This is a genomic window from Paenibacillus sp. Paensp111 (assembly GCF_059492195.1).
Genome location: NZ_CP168527.1, coordinates 3,666,732 through 3,684,457, shown reverse-complemented (window position 1 = coordinate 3,684,457; position 17,726 = coordinate 3,666,732). Strand labels below are relative to the sequence as shown.

14 protein-coding genes are annotated in these 17,726 nt (G+C 48.1%); 10 read left to right on the top strand and 4 right to left on the bottom strand.

What is annotated here, in order from left to right; genetic code table 11:
- The first annotated feature begins 50 nt into the window (after nt 1–50).
- The gene (glmM, locus tag ACEN86_RS17340) at nt 51–1,391 is read left to right on the top strand and encodes a phosphoglucosamine mutase (RefSeq protein ID WP_495631787.1); all 1,341 of its coding nucleotides are present in this window, start codon (nt 51–53) and stop codon (nt 1,389–1,391) included.
- Between the two features lie 614 nt (nt 1,392–2,005).
- On the top strand, nt 2,006–3,838 hold the full coding sequence (gene glmS / locus ACEN86_RS17335; protein ID WP_495631786.1) for a glutamine--fructose-6-phosphate transaminase (isomerizing): 1,833 nt from the start codon (nt 2,006–2,008) through the stop codon (nt 3,836–3,838).
- Nucleotides 3,839–4,176: 338 nt separating this feature from the next.
- On the opposite strand, the gene ACEN86_RS17330 is transcribed toward glmS, so the two are convergent.
- Genes ACEN86_RS17330 through ACEN86_RS17320 form a run of 3 tightly spaced genes read right to left on the bottom strand, consistent with a single transcriptional unit; the run spans nt 4,177 to nt 7,241 of the window.
- Nucleotides 4,177–5,418, bottom strand: coding sequence for a molybdopterin-dependent oxidoreductase (locus tag ACEN86_RS17330; protein WP_495631785.1), 1,242 nt, complete (start codon nt 5,416–5,418; stop codon nt 4,177–4,179).
- Between the two features lie 18 nt (nt 5,419–5,436).
- On the bottom strand, nt 5,437–6,522 hold the full coding sequence (locus ACEN86_RS17325; RefSeq protein WP_495631784.1) for a sensor histidine kinase: 1,086 nt from the start codon (nt 6,520–6,522) through the stop codon (nt 5,437–5,439).
- Nucleotides 6,519–7,241: a response regulator transcription factor gene (locus ACEN86_RS17320; protein WP_495631783.1), complete on the bottom strand. Its 723-nt coding sequence runs from the start codon at nt 7,239–7,241 to the stop codon at nt 6,519–6,521. The genes ACEN86_RS17325 and ACEN86_RS17320 overlap by 4 nt, the downstream gene beginning before the upstream one ends.
- A 232-nt stretch (nt 7,242–7,473) precedes the next feature.
- Here ACEN86_RS17320 and ACEN86_RS17315 point away from each other — a divergent pair, with 232 nt between their 5' ends.
- The 3 genes from ACEN86_RS17315 to ACEN86_RS17305 all read left to right on the top strand — a co-directional run bounded on the left by ACEN86_RS17315 (nt 7,474) and on the right by ACEN86_RS17305 (nt 9,533).
- Nucleotides 7,474–7,800, top strand: a complete 327-nt coding sequence (locus ACEN86_RS17315; protein ID WP_495634341.1) for a hypothetical protein — start codon at nt 7,474–7,476, stop codon at nt 7,798–7,800.
- 311 nt (nt 7,801–8,111) lie between these two features.
- Nucleotides 8,112–8,789, top strand: coding sequence for a CGNR zinc finger domain-containing protein (locus ACEN86_RS17310; RefSeq protein WP_495631782.1), 678 nt, complete (start codon nt 8,112–8,114; stop codon nt 8,787–8,789).
- A gap of 138 nt (nt 8,790–8,927) precedes the next feature.
- Nucleotides 8,928–9,533 carry a carboxymuconolactone decarboxylase family protein gene (locus tag ACEN86_RS17305; protein WP_495631781.1) on the top strand — a complete coding sequence of 202 codons (606 nt, stop codon included), beginning with the start codon at nt 8,928–8,930 and terminating at the stop codon, nt 9,531–9,533.
- Between the two features lie 133 nt (nt 9,534–9,666).
- On the opposite strand, the gene bglS is transcribed toward ACEN86_RS17305, so the two are convergent.
- A complete protein-coding gene (gene bglS / locus ACEN86_RS17300) occupies nt 9,667–10,395 on the bottom strand; it encodes a beta-glucanase (RefSeq protein WP_495631780.1) in 729 nt (242 codons plus the stop codon).
- Between the two features lie 271 nt (nt 10,396–10,666).
- Here bglS and ACEN86_RS17295 point away from each other — a divergent pair, with 271 nt between their 5' ends.
- From ACEN86_RS17295 to ACEN86_RS17275, 5 genes are all read left to right on the top strand, one after another.
- Nucleotides 10,667–12,385, top strand: a complete 1,719-nt coding sequence (locus tag ACEN86_RS17295) for a sensor histidine kinase (RefSeq protein WP_495631779.1) — start codon at nt 10,667–10,669, stop codon at nt 12,383–12,385.
- The gene (locus tag ACEN86_RS17290) at nt 12,363–13,973 is read left to right on the top strand and encodes a response regulator (protein ID WP_495631778.1); all 1,611 of its coding nucleotides are present in this window, start codon (nt 12,363–12,365) and stop codon (nt 13,971–13,973) included. The genes ACEN86_RS17295 and ACEN86_RS17290 overlap by 23 nt, the downstream gene beginning before the upstream one ends.
- Nucleotides 13,974–14,321: 348 nt before the next feature.
- The gene (locus ACEN86_RS17285; protein ID WP_495631777.1) at nt 14,322–15,695 is read left to right on the top strand and encodes a sugar ABC transporter substrate-binding protein; all 1,374 of its coding nucleotides are present in this window, start codon (nt 14,322–14,324) and stop codon (nt 15,693–15,695) included.
- An 81-nt stretch (nt 15,696–15,776) separates the two neighbouring features.
- Entirely contained in the window at nt 15,777–16,754 is a 978-nt protein-coding gene (locus ACEN86_RS17280; RefSeq protein ID WP_495631776.1) for a carbohydrate ABC transporter permease, read from the top strand.
- Entirely contained in the window at nt 16,751–17,608 is an 858-nt protein-coding gene (locus ACEN86_RS17275) for a carbohydrate ABC transporter permease (RefSeq protein WP_495631775.1), read from the top strand. Before ACEN86_RS17280 ends, ACEN86_RS17275 begins: the two co-directional genes overlap by 4 nt.
- Nucleotides 17,609–17,726: the final 118 nt, after the last annotated feature.

The following is a 17,726-nucleotide window of genomic DNA, read 5'->3' as shown; positions in this document are numbered from 1 at the left end:
AACATGTAAGTTATGGATGAGAAACCATTTATCTGGAGGAGTGAGTAATTGTGGGGAAGTATTTTGGAACAGACGGAGTACGTGGTGTAGCGAATAAGGAATTGACTGCTGAGCTTGCATACCGAATTGGCCGTACCGGCGGGTATGTACTGGCAGGACAAGTAGAGAAGCCAAAGGTTGTTATCGGTATGGATACTCGTATCTCGGGTGTAATGCTTGAATCCGCACTTGTAGCAGGCTTATTGTCTATCGGAGCAGACGTAATTCGTCTGGGGATTGTCTCCACTCCGGCTGTCGCCTATCTAACCCGTGTGTTAAATGCGGATGCGGGTGTAATGATCTCAGCTTCTCATAACCCGGTAGAGGACAATGGAATTAAGTTCTTCGGCAGTGATGGATTTAAGCTGTCCGATGAGACAGAACTTCAAATTGAAGACCTTCTGGATAAAGAACTGGATGAGCTTCCTCGTCCAATCGGCGGTAAGCTGGGAAGTGTTACCGTAGACAATGAATCCAAGTATAAATATCTAGAGCACCTTAAGACGACAATTTCTTCAAACTTTGAAGGCTTGAAAATTGTACTGGACTGCGCGAATGGCGCTGCTTATGAGCTTGCACCCAAGCTGTTCCGTGAACTCGGAGCAGAGGTGTATACGATTGCTGCTGAGCCAACAGGGCTTAATATAAACGATCACTGCGGATCAACACATCCGGAATTGCTTAAGGAAGAAGTAGTACGTCTGGGAGCAGACCTCGGTCTTGCTTTTGATGGAGATGCTGACCGCCTGATTGCTATTGATGAAAAGGGCGAGGAAGTAGACGGAGACCATATCCTCTGTATTTGCGGAGAGGCCATGAACCGCGCGGGTAAACTGAACGGAAGCACGATTGTTTCTACGGTTATGAGTAACTTTGGCTTCTACAAGGCAACTGAAAAGCTTAGCTTGAATACAGCAAAAACAGCCGTAGGTGACCGTTATGTCATGGCTGAAATGCTGCGCGGCGGGTACAACCTGGGCGGTGAGCAGTCCGGGCATGTAATTTTCCTGGATTACAATACTACCGGAGACGGCATTCTGACTGGAATTCAATTGGTGGATACCATGAAGAAGGCAGGCAAGCCTCTTAGTGAGCTTAAGAAGCTGATGGTCCAGTATCCTCAGGTGCTGGTAAATGTTCGTGTTCAGGATAAGAGCAAGTACAATGGCAACCAGGCGATTGAAGAAGTGATTACCGTTGTAGAACAACAGCTTGGTAGTAACGGACGGGTGCTGGTTCGCCCATCAGGTACGGAGTCATTGATCCGTGTAATGGCTGAAGGGCCGGATAAAACTGAACTTGAACAATACGTATCCCAGATTACTAAAGTGGTTGAGCGGGAACTCGTGTAGGACCAAGAAATCATACTAAATTAATGGGTAATTAGGCCGCTGGAATGGTTTTCCTGTTCTAGCGGTTTTTTTATGGGTAGGAAAGTCGCATTTTCACGGGATGGGTCCTCATGCCATTGCAAATTGCTAGTGGGGTGCATATAATAACATTATTCCTAGAAAGAAAGAGAGGGTAGTAAGGTTCTAATTGAAATAAGCGCCAGAGCTTCGGATTCGCGCGGGAAGGATTACCGCATTTAAGGCTTGCGGATATCCACGGCAATCGAAGCTGACGAGGTGGAGGTGTTCGAAATGTTCGGCGGGGGCCTCCCGGTAATTGCATCTAACCGAAAGTCGGATAAGCAAAAGGTAGGGGCGACCCTACTAACAAACTTGCCGACCGATGCCATTAATATTAAAGAGTGTTCGATATAAATTTGTGAATGTACGTAAGGAGATTTGCGGTTGATTCGTAGTAGTGGAGAAGAATGTACATTCATGAAAATAATTGGCTTTATCAGAAAGTTTTCATTATAAAATAAAATACATCGACTCCAGACTGCTGCGCAGTCTTCCGGTTCCTTACGTCCATCGACCTTAAAATTGATAGATAACGAAACGGAGGATTTTATAAAATGTGTGGTATTGTCGGATATATTGGGAAAAGAGATACACAGTCAGTTCTGATCGAGGGTCTGAAGAAGCTTGAGTACCGTGGTTATGACTCTGCCGGAATCGCTGTATTCACACCGCAAGGTCTGCAAATCAGCAAATCCATTGGCCGTCTGGCTAATTTGGAGTCCAAGCTTGAAGCTGCACCGCTGGTTGGTTCTGCGGGCATCGGGCATACACGCTGGGCAACTCATGGTAAGCCTTCGGATGTTAACTCCCATCCTCACACAGATAACAGTGAGAAGTTCTCCGTTGTTCATAACGGTATTGTTGAGAACTATCTGGAGCTGAAAGAGGAATTGATCGGTCAAGGACATGTATTTGTATCGGAGACAGATACTGAAGTTATCTCTCACCTGGTTGCTCGTGAATATGACGGCGATATCGTGAAAGCTGTTCAAAAAGCGATTAGCTACATGCGCGGAGCGTTCGCCCTTGGTGTGTTAACTGAGTATGAGCCGCACAAACTGGTAGCTGTACGTCAAGCTAGCCCGCTTATTATCGGACTTGGAGAAGGGGAGAACTTTATCGGTTCTGATATTCCCGCTATTCTCAAATATACAAGAAACGTTTATATCCTTAACGATGGTGAAATGGCAGTTCTGACAGAAGATTCTGTCGAACTGATGACTATTGAGGGGAACTTTATTTCTCGGGAAATGATTCATGTCGATTGGGATGCTGTGACAGCAGAAAAGAACGGATTTGATCATTTCATGCTGAAAGAAATCCATGAACAGCCTAAAGCTTACCGTGATACGATCCGGGGACGTGTTGACGAGTCCGGCCGTAAGGTAGTGCTGAAGGATCTGAATTTGACAGAAGAGCGTATCAAACAGATTCAGAACGTTCATATCGTTGCATGCGGAACGGCTTACCATGCTGGTCTGGTAGGTGGAACTGTAATTGAACAACTGGTTCGTGTTCCTGTGTATAATGATGTTGCTTCTGAATACCGCTACCGTTCACCATTGATTACTCCTGAAACTCTGGTTATCGTGGTGAGCCAATCTGGCGAAACTGCAGATACACTTGCTGCACTTCGTGAAGCAAAGAGCAACGGAGCGCATGTCCTTGCAGTAACCAACGTGGTAGGAAGCTCTATCGCTCGTGACGCTGATGATGTGCTAGTAACACTGGCTGGACCTGAGATTGCTGTAGCTTCAACTAAAGCGTACTCTTCCCAGCTGATCGCGTTCTATCTGCTTGGCTTGTACCTCGCACAAGTTCGTGGTACACAAACGGAAGATCAAGTTGCTCACATGATCTCTGCCATCCAGGCTCTGCCTGAGCAGGTAGAAAGCATGCTCGAGAACTCCGATGCCATCAAAGCATATGCAGAGCAGATTTCTCATAATCAGCATTTGTTCTTCATCGGACGCGGTCTGGATTATGCCGTTGCCCAAGAAGGTTCTCTGAAGCTGAAAGAGATCTCTTATATTCACTCTGAGGCCTATGCTGCAGGTGAGTTGAAGCACGGAACGCTTGCCCTGATTGAAGAGGGTATTCCGGTAATTGCTCTGGCAACTCAAGACGCTGTTCTTGAGAAAACAGTAAGCAATATCAAAGAAGTGAAAGCTCGCGGTGCTGACGTAATGGTAATTACGCATGAAGAGCATGTTGCCAGCCTTCTGAAATCCGTGGATCAAGCTTTCGCCATCCCTAAGACATTGCCACTGTTCACACCGGCTCTGTCGGTAGTGCCTTTGCAATTGTTGTCTTACTACGCTTCACTAGCCCTTGGCCACGATGTGGATAAACCACGTAACCTGGCGAAGAGTGTAACTGTAGAGTAAGAGAGTAGGTTAATAAGAGTTAATAGATCAAAAAGGGAGCCCGAGGAAAGACTCGAGGCTCCCTTTTAATTTGTATAAAAAACTAATTATATACGAGACTTCACGGTAGGTTAGGTGGGAAGTTATTGAGTGATATTGTCTTAAGAATCAATTGTATCCGGAAGAGAACAATTTAAACCATATTCAGTTTGTGAAAAGTTCAGGCATTTCTTAAGGAAATCTGAGCGATATTGCAATGGGAAATAGTAACCCGTCGGAGGTAAACGTTAAGAGTCTGTATCTCCTGAATCATGGTACATTCCCAATACACTCTACAATTTCAGTAGCGCCGCTCCATTCTAAACCCAGGCGTCCTTCGAATAGCCGCGCTGCTCCCAATAGCCGACGTGATCCATGTCGATCAGCTCGATCCGGTTCAGCCACTTGACCGACTTATACGCGTACATTTTGGGTACGACAAGCCGGACTGGACCGCCAAGCTCGCTAGGGATAAGGATGCCGTCGTGTAGCATGGCTACCATGACATCGTCCATGCGAGCCTGCTTTAGTGTAAGTGAATCAGTATACACGCCGTCAGCAGAGTAAAATTTGACATGGGTTGCGCTGGACTTGACTCCCGCTTGTTCCAGCAGCTGCTTCAGCGAAAGCCCTTCCCAGGTGTTCTTATAAACGGACCAGCCCGTTACGCAATGAAAATCGCTTACCTGCACCGTTCGCTTTAGCTTAACAAAGGCCTCCCAGTCGTAGGTTACCGGCCGTTCTACCAGTCCGTCTATCGTGAATGACCAGGTATTGTTCGTAAGCGGGCGAATTGGCGTTACTGTATAGACGCGAAAGTTACCCTTGCTACCGCCGCCGATCGGCGGGGATGAGGCGGGAAGAGGCTTGGGCTTCGGGACGAACCGATTAACGTCCGTCCCGGCGAGCTGATCCGGCTTAACGCCGCTGTTCAACCCGCCAAAGCTGCCAAGTGATTTGAGAAGGGAGGGTCCGAATATGAGCAGCAGTCCTGCCGCAATTCCTGAACGAAGAAACATTCTTCGTGTCATCACCGACTGCGGCCTCTCCGGCGCTGATCTGCCTTCCACGACCTGCCCCCGTTTTGGGCGGACAGTTTGCTTTCCCGGCTCTTTGAGCCATTTCAAACGGGTAATAGAATGATAAATAATATAAGGTAGTCCGATCCATGTCAGCAAATCGTGAATCTGTAGTGCCCTGTTAGACCAAACGGGTCCGACCCCGCGGAACTGCCAGAGCAGCAGGCCTGAGCCGAGCCAGCCCAAGAGCAGTCCAAGCACGACCAGCACGTTGAATCGCTGCAACGGCTTGCCACGCAGTTGCTTCCAGTGCTTCGCCGCAAGGAGCAGATAGAAGATCACCGGGCTCATGGAGGCGAGACCGATGCAAATATGCACCCATTTCAACCAAACCCGCCCTTCGCCGAGCACGCCCCGCCAAAATCCCAGCGCCAGGATGAGCCCCGAAATGGCGAGAAGGGTCACGATCCATCCGTTCACAGAATGCAAAGTCTTCAGCTTTCGACCATAGCCTTTGCGCACACTCTCCAACCATGCGCTCATCCGCACATTCCTCCTTCTCTACCCCGTTGTACGTAGGCCGATTGGTTCTAAATGAGATTCATTCCGGTTCTGTCCTTCAGGAAGGCTGAACCAGAAACAACTACCGCCGCCTACAAGAGGCTTGTACCCGATCACCCCGCCGTGCTGGTCCACGATGGCTTTGGCGATGGAAAGTCCGATCCCGGTCCCACCGCTCTCCCGACTGCGCGATCGGTCCGATCGGAAGAATCGCTCGAAGATTCGGTCCCGGTCGGACTCCGCAACTCCCGGTCCCCTGTCCTCCACGGCCATGCGTATGCCGCCCATTTCGTCCCGATCGGCCGTTACCCGGATTACGGAATCAGCCGGCGCATGACGCAGCGCGTTCTCCAGCAGATTCTGGAGAACGCGTACGATCTGCTTCGGCACGCATCGGACAGTGCCCGGAGGTTCGGACAAGCTGACGCGTATCTCGATCCCTTTATCTGACGCAGGAAGCTCGAAGGTCTGCAGACTGTCCACGAGGAGTGTCTCCAGTGGGATGTCTTCCATGGCATGCGGCAACGAAGCTCCATCGTAGGCGCTCAGCTCGAAAAGATCGCGGACCAGTCGGGATAACCGTTCCGTTTCAGAACGGATCGTGGACAGATAGCGCCGGAAGGACTCTTCATCAGCCACGATACCATCCTCCAGCGCTTCGACATAAGAAAGGACGGACGCCATCGGCGTACGGAGATCGTGTGCTAAGTTGGCCACCAGTTCCCGGCGCGCGGCCTCCGCTCGGACAATACGCGCGAAGCTTTGATCGAGCTCCGTGCCCATGCTGTTGAACCGTCGCGCCAGCTCTCTCATCTCGGCAGGACCTACAACGGGAACCATCGCGCGAAAATCGCCCGCCGCGATCCGTTCTGCGCCCTCCGCCACGAGCGAGACCGCTTTTTCTACCGGTCTTACGAGCAAAATGTGGAGAAGGAAGGATAAGCTGCCTGCAAGCAATGCCGCTCCGGACAGCCAAAAGAACTGTGAAGCGTTGAGCAGCATAAGGCGGTAGCTGACAAGCAGCATCAGAAGCAGCACGGCGATGCTCGCTGCTCCGGCCAACAGAAGATATGTTCGCAGCTTCATATCACGGCTTCCGTCCTTCCCTCAAACTTGTAGCCAATGCCCCATACCGTCCGGATGCGTTCAGGCTCCGACGGATTCGGCTCGATTTTCTCGCGCAACCGCCGGATATGCACCGTCACGGTCGTCGTATCACCCTCAAAGGCAGTGTCCCATACGTGGTCCAGCAGCTGACTTCTCGAGAACACCCGTCCAGGCGAAGTTGCGAGCAGGTATAGCAGATCAAATTCCTTCATCGTCAGTTCAACCGATGTGCCTTTCAGCTCCACACGGCGCTGCTCCGGGTAAATCACGATGCCTTCGAAACGAAGTGGGCTCCGGCCATCCCGTGCCTCCGTGCCGCCAACGCCAGCTGTCCTCATTGTGCGCCGAAGCACATTGCGCACGCGAAGTACCAGCTCGCGCGGGCTGAACGGCTTGGTCACGTAATCGTCGGCACCGAGACCAAGACCGAACAAACGGTCCGGCTCTTCTCCGCGAGCGGTTAACAGAATGACCGGCGTGCTGCCTTCCTGACGCACAGTCTCGCATACGTCCCAGCCGTCCACCTCCGGCATCATGATGTCGAGTATCAATAAGTCTGGTCGATGCCTTTCCCATAACCGAAGCGCCTCCGCCCCGTTGTGGGCGATATGTACAGCGTAACCTTCCCGTTCCAAGTACCGCCTGCAAACGTCCGTAATATTTCGTTCATCGTCCGCAATGAGAATTTTCGTACTCATAACTTGCCCCCTTTGGCCAATTCTTCCATTACCTGCCAAACTGATTATAGCCCAGTACCCCTGGAAACGAAAGAATTCAACTTCTTCGGCAGCAGTCTCTGTCCGTACCGGACAATACGGCTCAAAGTCCTGCGGCCTCATTAAGAGAGTTCGAACGGTCACTCCGACCTCATGCTGAAGCGCGTTACTTTGAACCCATGTTGTCCTTCGCCATGTCGTCCTTCATCATGTCATTCTTCGCCATGTCACCTTTCATCATGTCGTCCTTCATCATGTCGTCCTTCGCCATGTTGCCCTTCGCCATGTCGTCCTTCATCCTGTCGTTCTTCGCCATGTCGCCCTTCATCATGTCGTCCTTCATCATGTCGTCCTTCGCCATGTTGTCCTTCGCCATGTCGCCCTTCATCATGTCGTCCTTCGCCATGTTGCCCTTCGCCATGTCGTCCTTCATCATGTCGTCCTTCGCCATGTCGTCCTTCGCCATGTTGTCCTTCATCATGTCGTTACTTTTCATTTGGCTTTCTCCAGACGTGCCGCCGGTCGAGTTATTCCCGGATGAACCATTGTCTCCTCCACATGCCGCCAGTGTTGCAGACAATGCGATCATCATGACAAAAATACTGCTTTTTTTCCACATAGTTAATTTCCCCTTTCGGTTGATAAACCCAGCTTACGACATAAAGATAACCCGCCTGCAACGAAAGCCTTGCGTGCAGGTTATCTTTTTCTTACGAAAGTATGAACGGCCTTTCCGCATTTAATCAGGAAATCGGCGTTACTTTCGTGTATGATGAAGGTAATAGAGGTACGGGTATAACGCTCAACAACGACCCTGTGAGCGATAGATGAAACGAAAGGATGGTGTAGAAATTGAGCCGGAAATATTCGTCGGATGAACTTCATAAAGATGCCGGAGACGATCCGATAAGCGATGATGCGGGGAGAAGAACAGAGCTCCGCGCATGGGTACTTCCGGAAGAACCCATCGCGGTACGATTTATGAATACCATTTGGGCCGATAAAAACGGGATCCATGATGATCTCGGTTTTCCATTGGATTTGCACGACTGGTTGGCCGCCGTCATCTCGGATTACAAGATAGAGGCCGTCACTGGAGAGGAACATGCGCGCGCCCGTCAGTTGCGCGACTCCTTACGGAAGCTTGCGGCATTCATCACAGAAGATACGAGGCTGGCCGCTGCATCCCCGATCCAGGGTGTAGCAGAAGCCATCAGACAAGTCAATGACGCCGCCGCAGACTTACCTAGAGAGAAGCTAATCCATTTGAATGGAAAACTTGTGCGCGCGGAAGATTCCCTTGCATCGCCGACTAGTGCTGGCCTCGCAACCATCGCGGATGAGGCAATAGGTCTGTTTACGGAGCCAAAGGCCTCACAATTACGCGCTTGTCAAGCGCCGGGATGCGTCCTTTATTATTTCAAAACGCATGCGCGTCGGGAGTGGTGCTCAGAGGCTTGCGGCAATCGGGTGAGAGCTGCGCGGCATTACGAGCGGGTGCGTACGCATGCGCCCTCACGAGACTCCTAAGAAGCAATACGTGATTTACCCTATATTCTCATCCGTCCGTTCTAGACCCTTCGAGGGTCTCTTTTTTTTTGCAGAAAAAGAGGTTGCCGTTCATAAATCTAAAAATAACGGATAAAACGTGTTGCAACCGTTAGAAATATGTGTTACATTTCTAACGGGAAACAAATAAATAACCCGTTAGAACGGGTAACTCAGGAGGAATTTACAATGTCAAACTTCACACCGATCGAACTCGAAGGTGCAACTGGGCAGGCCGCAGAACTGCTTACTCAGGTCAAGAAGACGCTTGGTTTAATCCCGAACATGACGAAGGTCATGGTGAACAGTCCTGCACTGTTAAAGGGATACCTTGCACTTGCCGGTGCTGTCGGCGAGGGTGTACTGTCGACGGGAGTTCGCGAACGACTGGCAATCGCCACTGCTCAGCTGAACGGCTGCGAGTATTGCCTTTCGGCACACACCTACATAGGAGATAACATTGCAAAGGTAGATGTCGCTGAATTGGACGCAGCCCGCCATGCGGAGTCGGCTGATCCCCATATTGCAGCACTCTTAAAACTTTCGAACGAAATCGCCAACAACGCAGGTGCTGTCGATGAAGCTACGCTTCAGAACGCCCGTAATGCCGGCGTAACCGATCAAGAGATCGGTGAGGTTGTCGCTAACTTAGCCCTCAACGTACTTACCAATTACTTTAATACGCTCGCCAATGTACAGAACGACTGGCCGGTCGTTAAACTGTAATACGAACGGAGTAATATAAATTAGCAAAAGAATGATTGGAAGCAAACAGGAAAGAGACCGCTGGTTCCAGATTCTTCGGCTGCCGCCGAAGCTCTAGAACTGCGGTCTTTTTCCTATTGCTGTATTGTATTACCTAGTTGCTCGTATACTTGATGAAGTCATAGTAGGCGTACAGCGGATTAGCGCCATTGTAAGCACCAAGCCAGCCGTCCACGCCAGTACCGTTCCAGATGTTGGCCATGATTTTGCCGGCGTGGGAAGGTAAAGTGAAGGGGCTGCCGGTGACCGTGTGTTTCAGCTGACCGTCCACATACCATTTAATATAGTTCGGCTGCCAATCGAAGGCGTAAGTATGATAGCCGACTGATGCATCGAAGCCCAGATTAATGACTTTCTCATGACCGCCGACTCCGTCTTTGTAGTAATTGAATTGGACCTGCGTCGTATTTTTACCCAGGAATTCGATGTCGATTTCGTCCCAAGGCATACCATCAGAAGGCCCGGTGTAAGTGAAGAAGGAGGAGACAATCCCGGTATTTTTGGCCGGCATCATATTGACTTCATAGTACCCGTAACTGTACTTGCCAGTCGAACGGTATTCGGCGCAGTCAAACTTGTTAGAGGAGGGACTTGTGATCGCTAGTCGCATTTTACCATCTCCCACGAACGATACGTTGTTCGCTCGCCATGTGCAGTTGAACATATTCCCGTTGGAATAACCATCTGCTTTTGCCCAGGTGCTGGAATTGAAATACGTGAGAGGCTCCCAAAATACCCCTTGGGCAGATACTGAGGTGGCGAGTAGGGTCAAAGAAATTACGGTAACCAAACAGGAAAGCCAAAATTTTCTAAATGTTCTCATAAGACTGTAAACCTCCTTGTAAGGGTTTTCATATTTCAACCTCATCATATCCCGCATACCTGCTCATCTCTATAGCAAAAAATAAATATAGGTAACAAAATTGAAAGGTGTTTAAGCTGTATATCAGGATTTTAACTTACATAACTGTTTCTCAACTTTATATCAATAATACGAAAAAAGCGTCGATTTTTCAGGGTCATCGTATTTAATTTCTTCACTATAAAAGTATAATTAACCTGGGTGATGATGGATGGTATGGAACAAAAGGAAAATGAAAATCAAATTTACGCTATCGTTAAAGTTCTCGATCGTGTTGTTCGTTCTATTGAGTATTGCGGTTGCGTTATATGGCCGCTCTTATAAGGTAAGCATACATGTTATAGAAAGTGATATTCAGGGCACTTACTACGAGCAGTTAAGATTCTTTCTATCTCAGTTGGACAATCAGGTGGATAATGTGGCCTCTAACCTGCTCGAGCTGGAAGAGGACTCGATCATGAAACAATACATGAATACGACCGCACCTAAAGATCTGTTCGATTCTAATAAGCTTCGGTTCAATATGCTTGAAAGGATTAAGCTGCAGAGCGCTTCATCCAACTGGCCTATAGAGATCAGCGTGTTCTTGAAATCTAAGCAGGAAGTGATCTCTACCCGGCAGGATGTGACGTATAAGGACCTTGCAGCTATCCCCAAGGTAGACCCCAGCAATGGATTATGGGTGTACGAGCCAAGTCAGGGCAACAGTGAGAATCACTTTACCATGGTTAGATCGACCCCGGGATATACCATCATTGCCCGGCTATCCGACACTTATATTCGTGATATGTTAAATAAATTTCAGAAAAATTCCAATCGGTATACCATGCTCTATCATCCGAAATACGGCTTTATCGGGAATCCCCCTCTAGAACTGGGAGATTGGAAGCAGCAGCTGGACTGGAATACGCTGAAGCAGCCGGGCAACCGGATTCTCAATTATAAGGAACATCGCTTGCTCCTCAATTACGCTCCGGTGGAAAGCTTGGGCTGGGTCATCATTGACTTGGTGCCGCTTGAAAAGGTAGTACTCCCGGTGAAGGAAAGCAGTCAATTTTTCATACTTGGAATTATTGTGATGTTAGCGATTGGCGTGGTGATCACTGCTCTTATGTACAGGCAAATTCAGCATCCTATCAACGAACTAGTCACGAAGCTGGAGGATATCCGATCAGGAAACCTATCCTCCCGCTTGAAAGCAAAGCACCGTGATGAGTTTCAGGATGTTTTCTCTGGTTTTAATGACATGGCAGAGCGTATTCAGGAGCTAATAGAAAAGGTGTATGAGGAGAAGCTTAGATGGAAAGAGGCTGAACTGAAGCAGCTGCAATCTCAAATCAACCCGCACTTTTTGTATAACTGCCTGTTCTATATCAAAAATATGGCCAAGATGGGGGAAGATGAACAAGTTATAGCCATGGCGCTGAATCTCGGGGAATATTACCGTTATACAACGCGTCTAGAGAATCCGATGACCACGATAGGGGAGGAAGTTAAATACCTGAAGAGCTATTTGAATATACATAGCTTTCGGAAACCTTTGTCCTACGAAGTTCTGATTGCGGAAGACCTCTTGGAGGTATCCATTCCCCGATTGTTGATTCAGCCCCTAGTTGAAAATGCAATCATTCACGGCATCGAAAAAAGTGAAAAACCAGGCGAAATCCAGATCAAGGGCGATTATATTTCCGGCGGCTTCGTAATCAGCGTAGAAAACTCTGGAGAAGTCATTGACTCGAACACCCTTAAGGAACTTCACGAAAAAATGGCGCTTCCCCTCTCTCCCCAAACAGGATGCGGCTTGTGGAATACCCATCAAAGGGTAGCTAATCTGTATGCGGCGGGCTCTGGCTTGGAATTCGATTATTCTAGTCTGGGTGGGCTCAGGGTTACCATTCGCTGTATGACTAACCATCAGGAGGAACCTCATGTTAAGTTTGCTGATTGTTGATGACGAACCGACGATTGTCGATACACTAGCATTTACCATTGACTGGGAGGAAATAGGGATATTAACGGTGTATAAAGCCTACTCCGGAAATGAGGCTCTATCGATTCTATCGGAGAATGCAGTTGATATTCTAATTGCGGACATTAATATGCCCCGCATGACGGGGATTGAACTGGTTGGACAGATTTATCGGCAATATCGGCATGTGAAATGTGTCTTGCTCTCGGGTCATGCCGAATTTGCCTATGCGAAGCAAGCCATCAATTATGGCGTATCTGATTACTTACTTAAGCCCGTGTCCGACGAAGATCTTATCGCGGTGATAGGCAAGATCGTAGTAAAGATCAGGGAGGAATGGCAGGAAATCGTATCCCAGAGACGGGTTGTTCTTACCTTGAAGGAAAGCCTGCCTGTGCTAAAAGATAAGCTCTTGAACGAGATGTTAACAGGCGGGGTAAATGAAAACTCACTACGCTACCTTCTGGAATTGTACGAGATTCCCTTCTGTTACGGTGATGAGATATGCATTATGGTCATTCGGATGGAGGAAACCTTACCGGAATATAACGAGCGCGACTTCTTCCTGCTGGAATATGCCGTTATCAATATAGCGGTCGAGATGTTTGGAGATACCCATGACCTATGGGCATGCAAGGATGCTAATGGCTGTCTGGTTCTGCTTGCCCGTGAAAAGTCAGGCAGAGATGAGAACACGCTTCCGGAGGAGCATCATAAGAAGTTCGATTCGCTCGCTATGCAGCTGCAGCGAAATATTGGATTATATCTGAAAAGAGTCGTCTCCGTTATTGTCAGTAAGTGGGGACGTTTTCCCGAAGATATCGGTATGCTGTACAACCATATTGTCGAGCATATTCGAAGTAAGCTTGCTAACGAATCCGGCTGCTTCTTATCCGGTGAACTGACTGAAGGAGGAGTGGATCCGCAGCCGCTGCATCGCTTATACGAAACACCTACACTTCAGCATTTACTTGAGAACCGCAGATGGGCAGAATACCAGGATAAGCTGGAGAAGGTTATTCATGACATGAGACAGGCTGAGACCTTGTCGGAGGAGCATGTACGTGAGGTTTATACCGTAGTGGTCGGTTCGTTCTATTATTACGCGCACAAACACAATCGACTGCTCTGCGATCTTGTCGGAGGTAAGACTGTCCTGAATCGGGTCGTGCATTCCGTTCAGCAGTTATCGGAATGGACGCTTTACATGCTTGATAAAATTCGGCACAGCGATCAGGCAGAGCAGAGAAGCTCCAAAGATAAAATGATTTTCAAAATAAGGGACTACATCGACAGTAATCTGAGCACGGCATCGCTGCAGACGATAGCGGATGCGGTCTACCTTCATCCCGTTTATTTGTCCCGGCTCTATAAAGCGGAGACTGGGGAAGGGGTCAGCGAATATATCCACAAGCAGCGCATGCTGAAGGCAGCGGAGATGCTGAAAGACGACGCCTTGAGAATCTATGAAATTTCAGAACAGTTGGGCTTTAAAAATGCGGCGTATTTCAGCAAGTTATTCAGGGAAGAATTCGGCATGACTCCAAATGAATTTAGGGAACAGATATAGAATTAGAGATAGCTTCTCCGCTCGGATCGCCGCAGGCTGCCTTCGAGTAGGGGAAGCTGTTTATTTTTTGTTATATTCATTGTTAATTTGTTAGTGATCTCAATTTTTTCTAAGCTTCATCCAAATTGGTGAAGGTAAGGTAAGTCAATAAAATTATAGGTATGTTGAAAACGAGTTATTTTGGCCGCGCCTGGTTCTCCGTAAAATAAAGATACAACGCAGGTGGGAATTTGAAATTCATGGAAGCGTACTTCCGAGTAATACTGCAGATTGCAAAGAGAACAGCGTCCAACATCTCCAAAACCTGCGCGGGGCATTCTTTTGACACGAAAAAACGGGGGGACAAAAATGAACAAAAGGCGGGCAAGTCTGATACTGCTGTCGATCATGATGTTGTGCAGCATGTTTTTATCGGCATGTGGAGGCAGCAGTAACAGCAATTCAGAAAATCAAAAGAGCACTAAGGCAACCGATTCGAAAGAGAACGTGACGCTGACTGCATGGATCATGCCGAACAGCCCAAAGCCTGATAAAGACTTTCTGACTACCCTTAAGCCTTACCTGGATCAGCATCCAAATGTAAAAGTCAATGTTACGGTCCTGGACTGGGGTTCGGCTTGGACGAAAGTCACAACCGCTGCAACTAGCGGTCAAGGCCCTGACATCCTTCAATTGGGCACGACTTGGGTGCCGGCCATTGCTGCAATGGACGGAATTGAAGACCTGACGAACCGCGTCGGCGAAGTAGGAGGTGCTGACAATTACCTACCGGCCAGCTGGAAAACAACGATGATCGACGGGAAGTCCGAGGTATATGGCGTACCGTGGTTTGTAGATGCCCGCGCGCTCTTCTATCGCAAGGATGCCCTTGCCCAAGCGGGATTGGATCCAGCAACGGCATTCAAAGACTGGGATACCTTTAAGCAAACATTGAGCAAATTAAACGGTGTCAAAATCGGAGGCCAGAAGATGACAGCCTTCGGCGTACCGGGTAAAAACGACTGGAACGTTCCTCACAATATATTCCCATGGATTTGGGCTGCCGGCGGCAAAGTCTTCAACGAAGACAATACGAAGGCTATGTTTAATGACAAAACGGCTCTAAAAGGGGTTATGTACTACACTGGACTGGCTAACGATGGTCTTGTAGATAAAGCATCTCTCGAGAAGAATTCATCTCAGATTGAGAGCGACTTCTCTGATGGTAGAACCGCAGTCATTATGAGTGGTGCCTGGATGATCAAGAACTTCGCAACCCCTTCGAAAGATGGCGGTGTGGCTGAAAAACCCGCGGCGAAAAATTATGGCGTTGCTGCACTTCCAGCAGGACCTTCAGGATCTTCAACCTTTATCGGCGGCAGCCACTTGACGATCTTTAAAGGTTCGAAGAATAAAGATGCGGCTTGGGACGTCATTAAGTACTTGTCCACTAAGGAAGCACAGCTTGCTTATTCCAAGTTATCCGGCCAGCTGCCCGCTCAGAAGTCAGTCATGGATTCCCTAACCACGGATCCAGGTTATAAAGCATTGGTGGAAGCTACGAAATACGGCATGTCGTATCCTTCCATTCCACAGTGGGGACCTTGCGAGACGGCTCTAGTAAAATACTTCGGTAATATCTGGGATATCGTAGCAGGAGTTGCAGGAAATTATAGTGAAGAAACAGTTCAAAAACAGCTTGATGATGCGGCTAACGAGGTCAATGCCATTCTGAATCAGTAAATGGTAATACAAGAATAATCAATGAGTGTGCTATCAAGCGCTGGCTTGATAGCACACTTCATTAGAAGGAAGTGAGACACCGTGGAAATATCAAGAATCCCCGAGACGCCTAAAGCCGCTAATACGTTTGGAAGCCGGCTCAAAAAGGGGTTTAAGGAATACCGCATAGCGTATTTATTCATTCTTCCCACTTTTCTGTTTATGATCCTTGTGCACGTGTTTCCTATGATTCAGGGATTCGTGATGTCATTCTTGAAATTGAATCAGTTTACGTTAAGTCAGTATTTAAGTGCTCCTTTTACTGGAATCAAAAATTACTTGGATCTTCTTTTCAATGAAAACAATCCTGTCCGTCAAGGTTTGGGATATGCGCTGCGTAATACAGCGATCTATAGCGTAGTCGTAACCGCATGCGTAATGGTTATCGGTTTGCTGGTAGCGATGCTGTTGAACCGGGACTTCCCGGGAAGAGGAATAGCTAGAGCAGCCATGCTGCTTCCTTGGGTTATCCCTTCCTATGTTGTCGGGGTTCTTTGGGGTTTCATGTGGCAAAAGGATGGGATCATCAACTATATTCTAGTGGATATCCTGCATTTGATGTCAGATAAACCTTTCTGGCTTATCGGGCAGAATACGATTTGGGCGATTATTATTCCCACCGTATGGAGAAGCTGGCCTTTCATGATGGTTGTCTTTCTAGCAGGGCTCCAGACGATTCCTGATGATCTATACGAGGCTGCCAAAATTGACGGGGCTAATAGATTTAGGCAATTCTTTTTGATTACGCTTCCGATGCTCAAGCCGATTATTGCCGTCCAGCTTTTGTTCCAGATTATCAACAACGTGTACTCTTACAATATCGTCGCCATGATGTTCGGCAACGGCTCGGGCTACCCTGGAAAATGGGGTGATCTGCTTATGACGGCCTTGACTAGACAAACCTTTGGATATTGGTCCTTCGGGGTCGGCGCAGCAGCATCTTTCCTCCTGATGGGAGTTATGCTAATCGTTGTCGGTATATGGTATCGATTCTTTAGATCGGAGCTGAGAGTGGAATGAGTACTCGAATCAAGAAAAAAATGGAGTATTACTCCCTAAATACGCTAACCTGGGTGATCGTTGCATTAGTTGTATTTCCCATCTTTTGGATGGTTAAGGTATCTCTCCATACGAATGGCGAGATATTACAGGGGATCACTACACTCCCGATCCCTAATCCGCAATGGCATAACTACAAAGATCTCTGGGAGACGATCAATTTCGGTCAATACTTTAAGAACAGCTTGATTATTTGCCTATCCACAACAGTAGTTTCCAGCTTCCTGGCTGTATTGGCGGGATATGCACTTGCCAGATACAAGTTCCCAGGTTCCGGTTTGTTCAGTATGAGTGTCATTGGGACACAGATGATACCGGGTATCATGTTTCTGCTGCCAATCTATTTAATGTTCTTAAAAATCAAAGAAGTGTTTGGCATACCTATGGTGGATACGTATTGGGGAATGATATTGGTGTATTCCGCATTCTATACGCCTATGAGTATCTGGATCATTCGAAGCTTTTTTGTATCTATTCCAAAAGATTTGGAAGAGGCAGCACGTATCGACGGCTGCAGCCGGATACAGGCGTTTGTGCGAGTAATTCTGCCCCTTTCTTTGCCTGGTATTATCGCCATGTGTGTGTATATTTTCTTGACGGCTTGGGATGAGTTGATGTTTGCCTGGGTTCTCACAACGACTCCGGAAGTTCAGACGATTCCTGTAGGGATCAGACTGTTTGTCGGACAATATACCAACCGTTATGATTTGTTGATGTCAGCGGCGACCGTCGTTACGCTGCCGGTTATTATTACATTCTTCTTATCGCAAAAATACTTTATCAGCGGTATGACAGCCGGCGCAGTGAAAGGGTAGTCTGGACAGAGAACGAGGGGATCCAACTGTTGGATCTGACTCTGCCGTACAAATGCAGTAAGGACAAATAAAATCAGGGGCCGCCCAAAAGGCGGTCCCTGATTTTATTTGTGAGCTC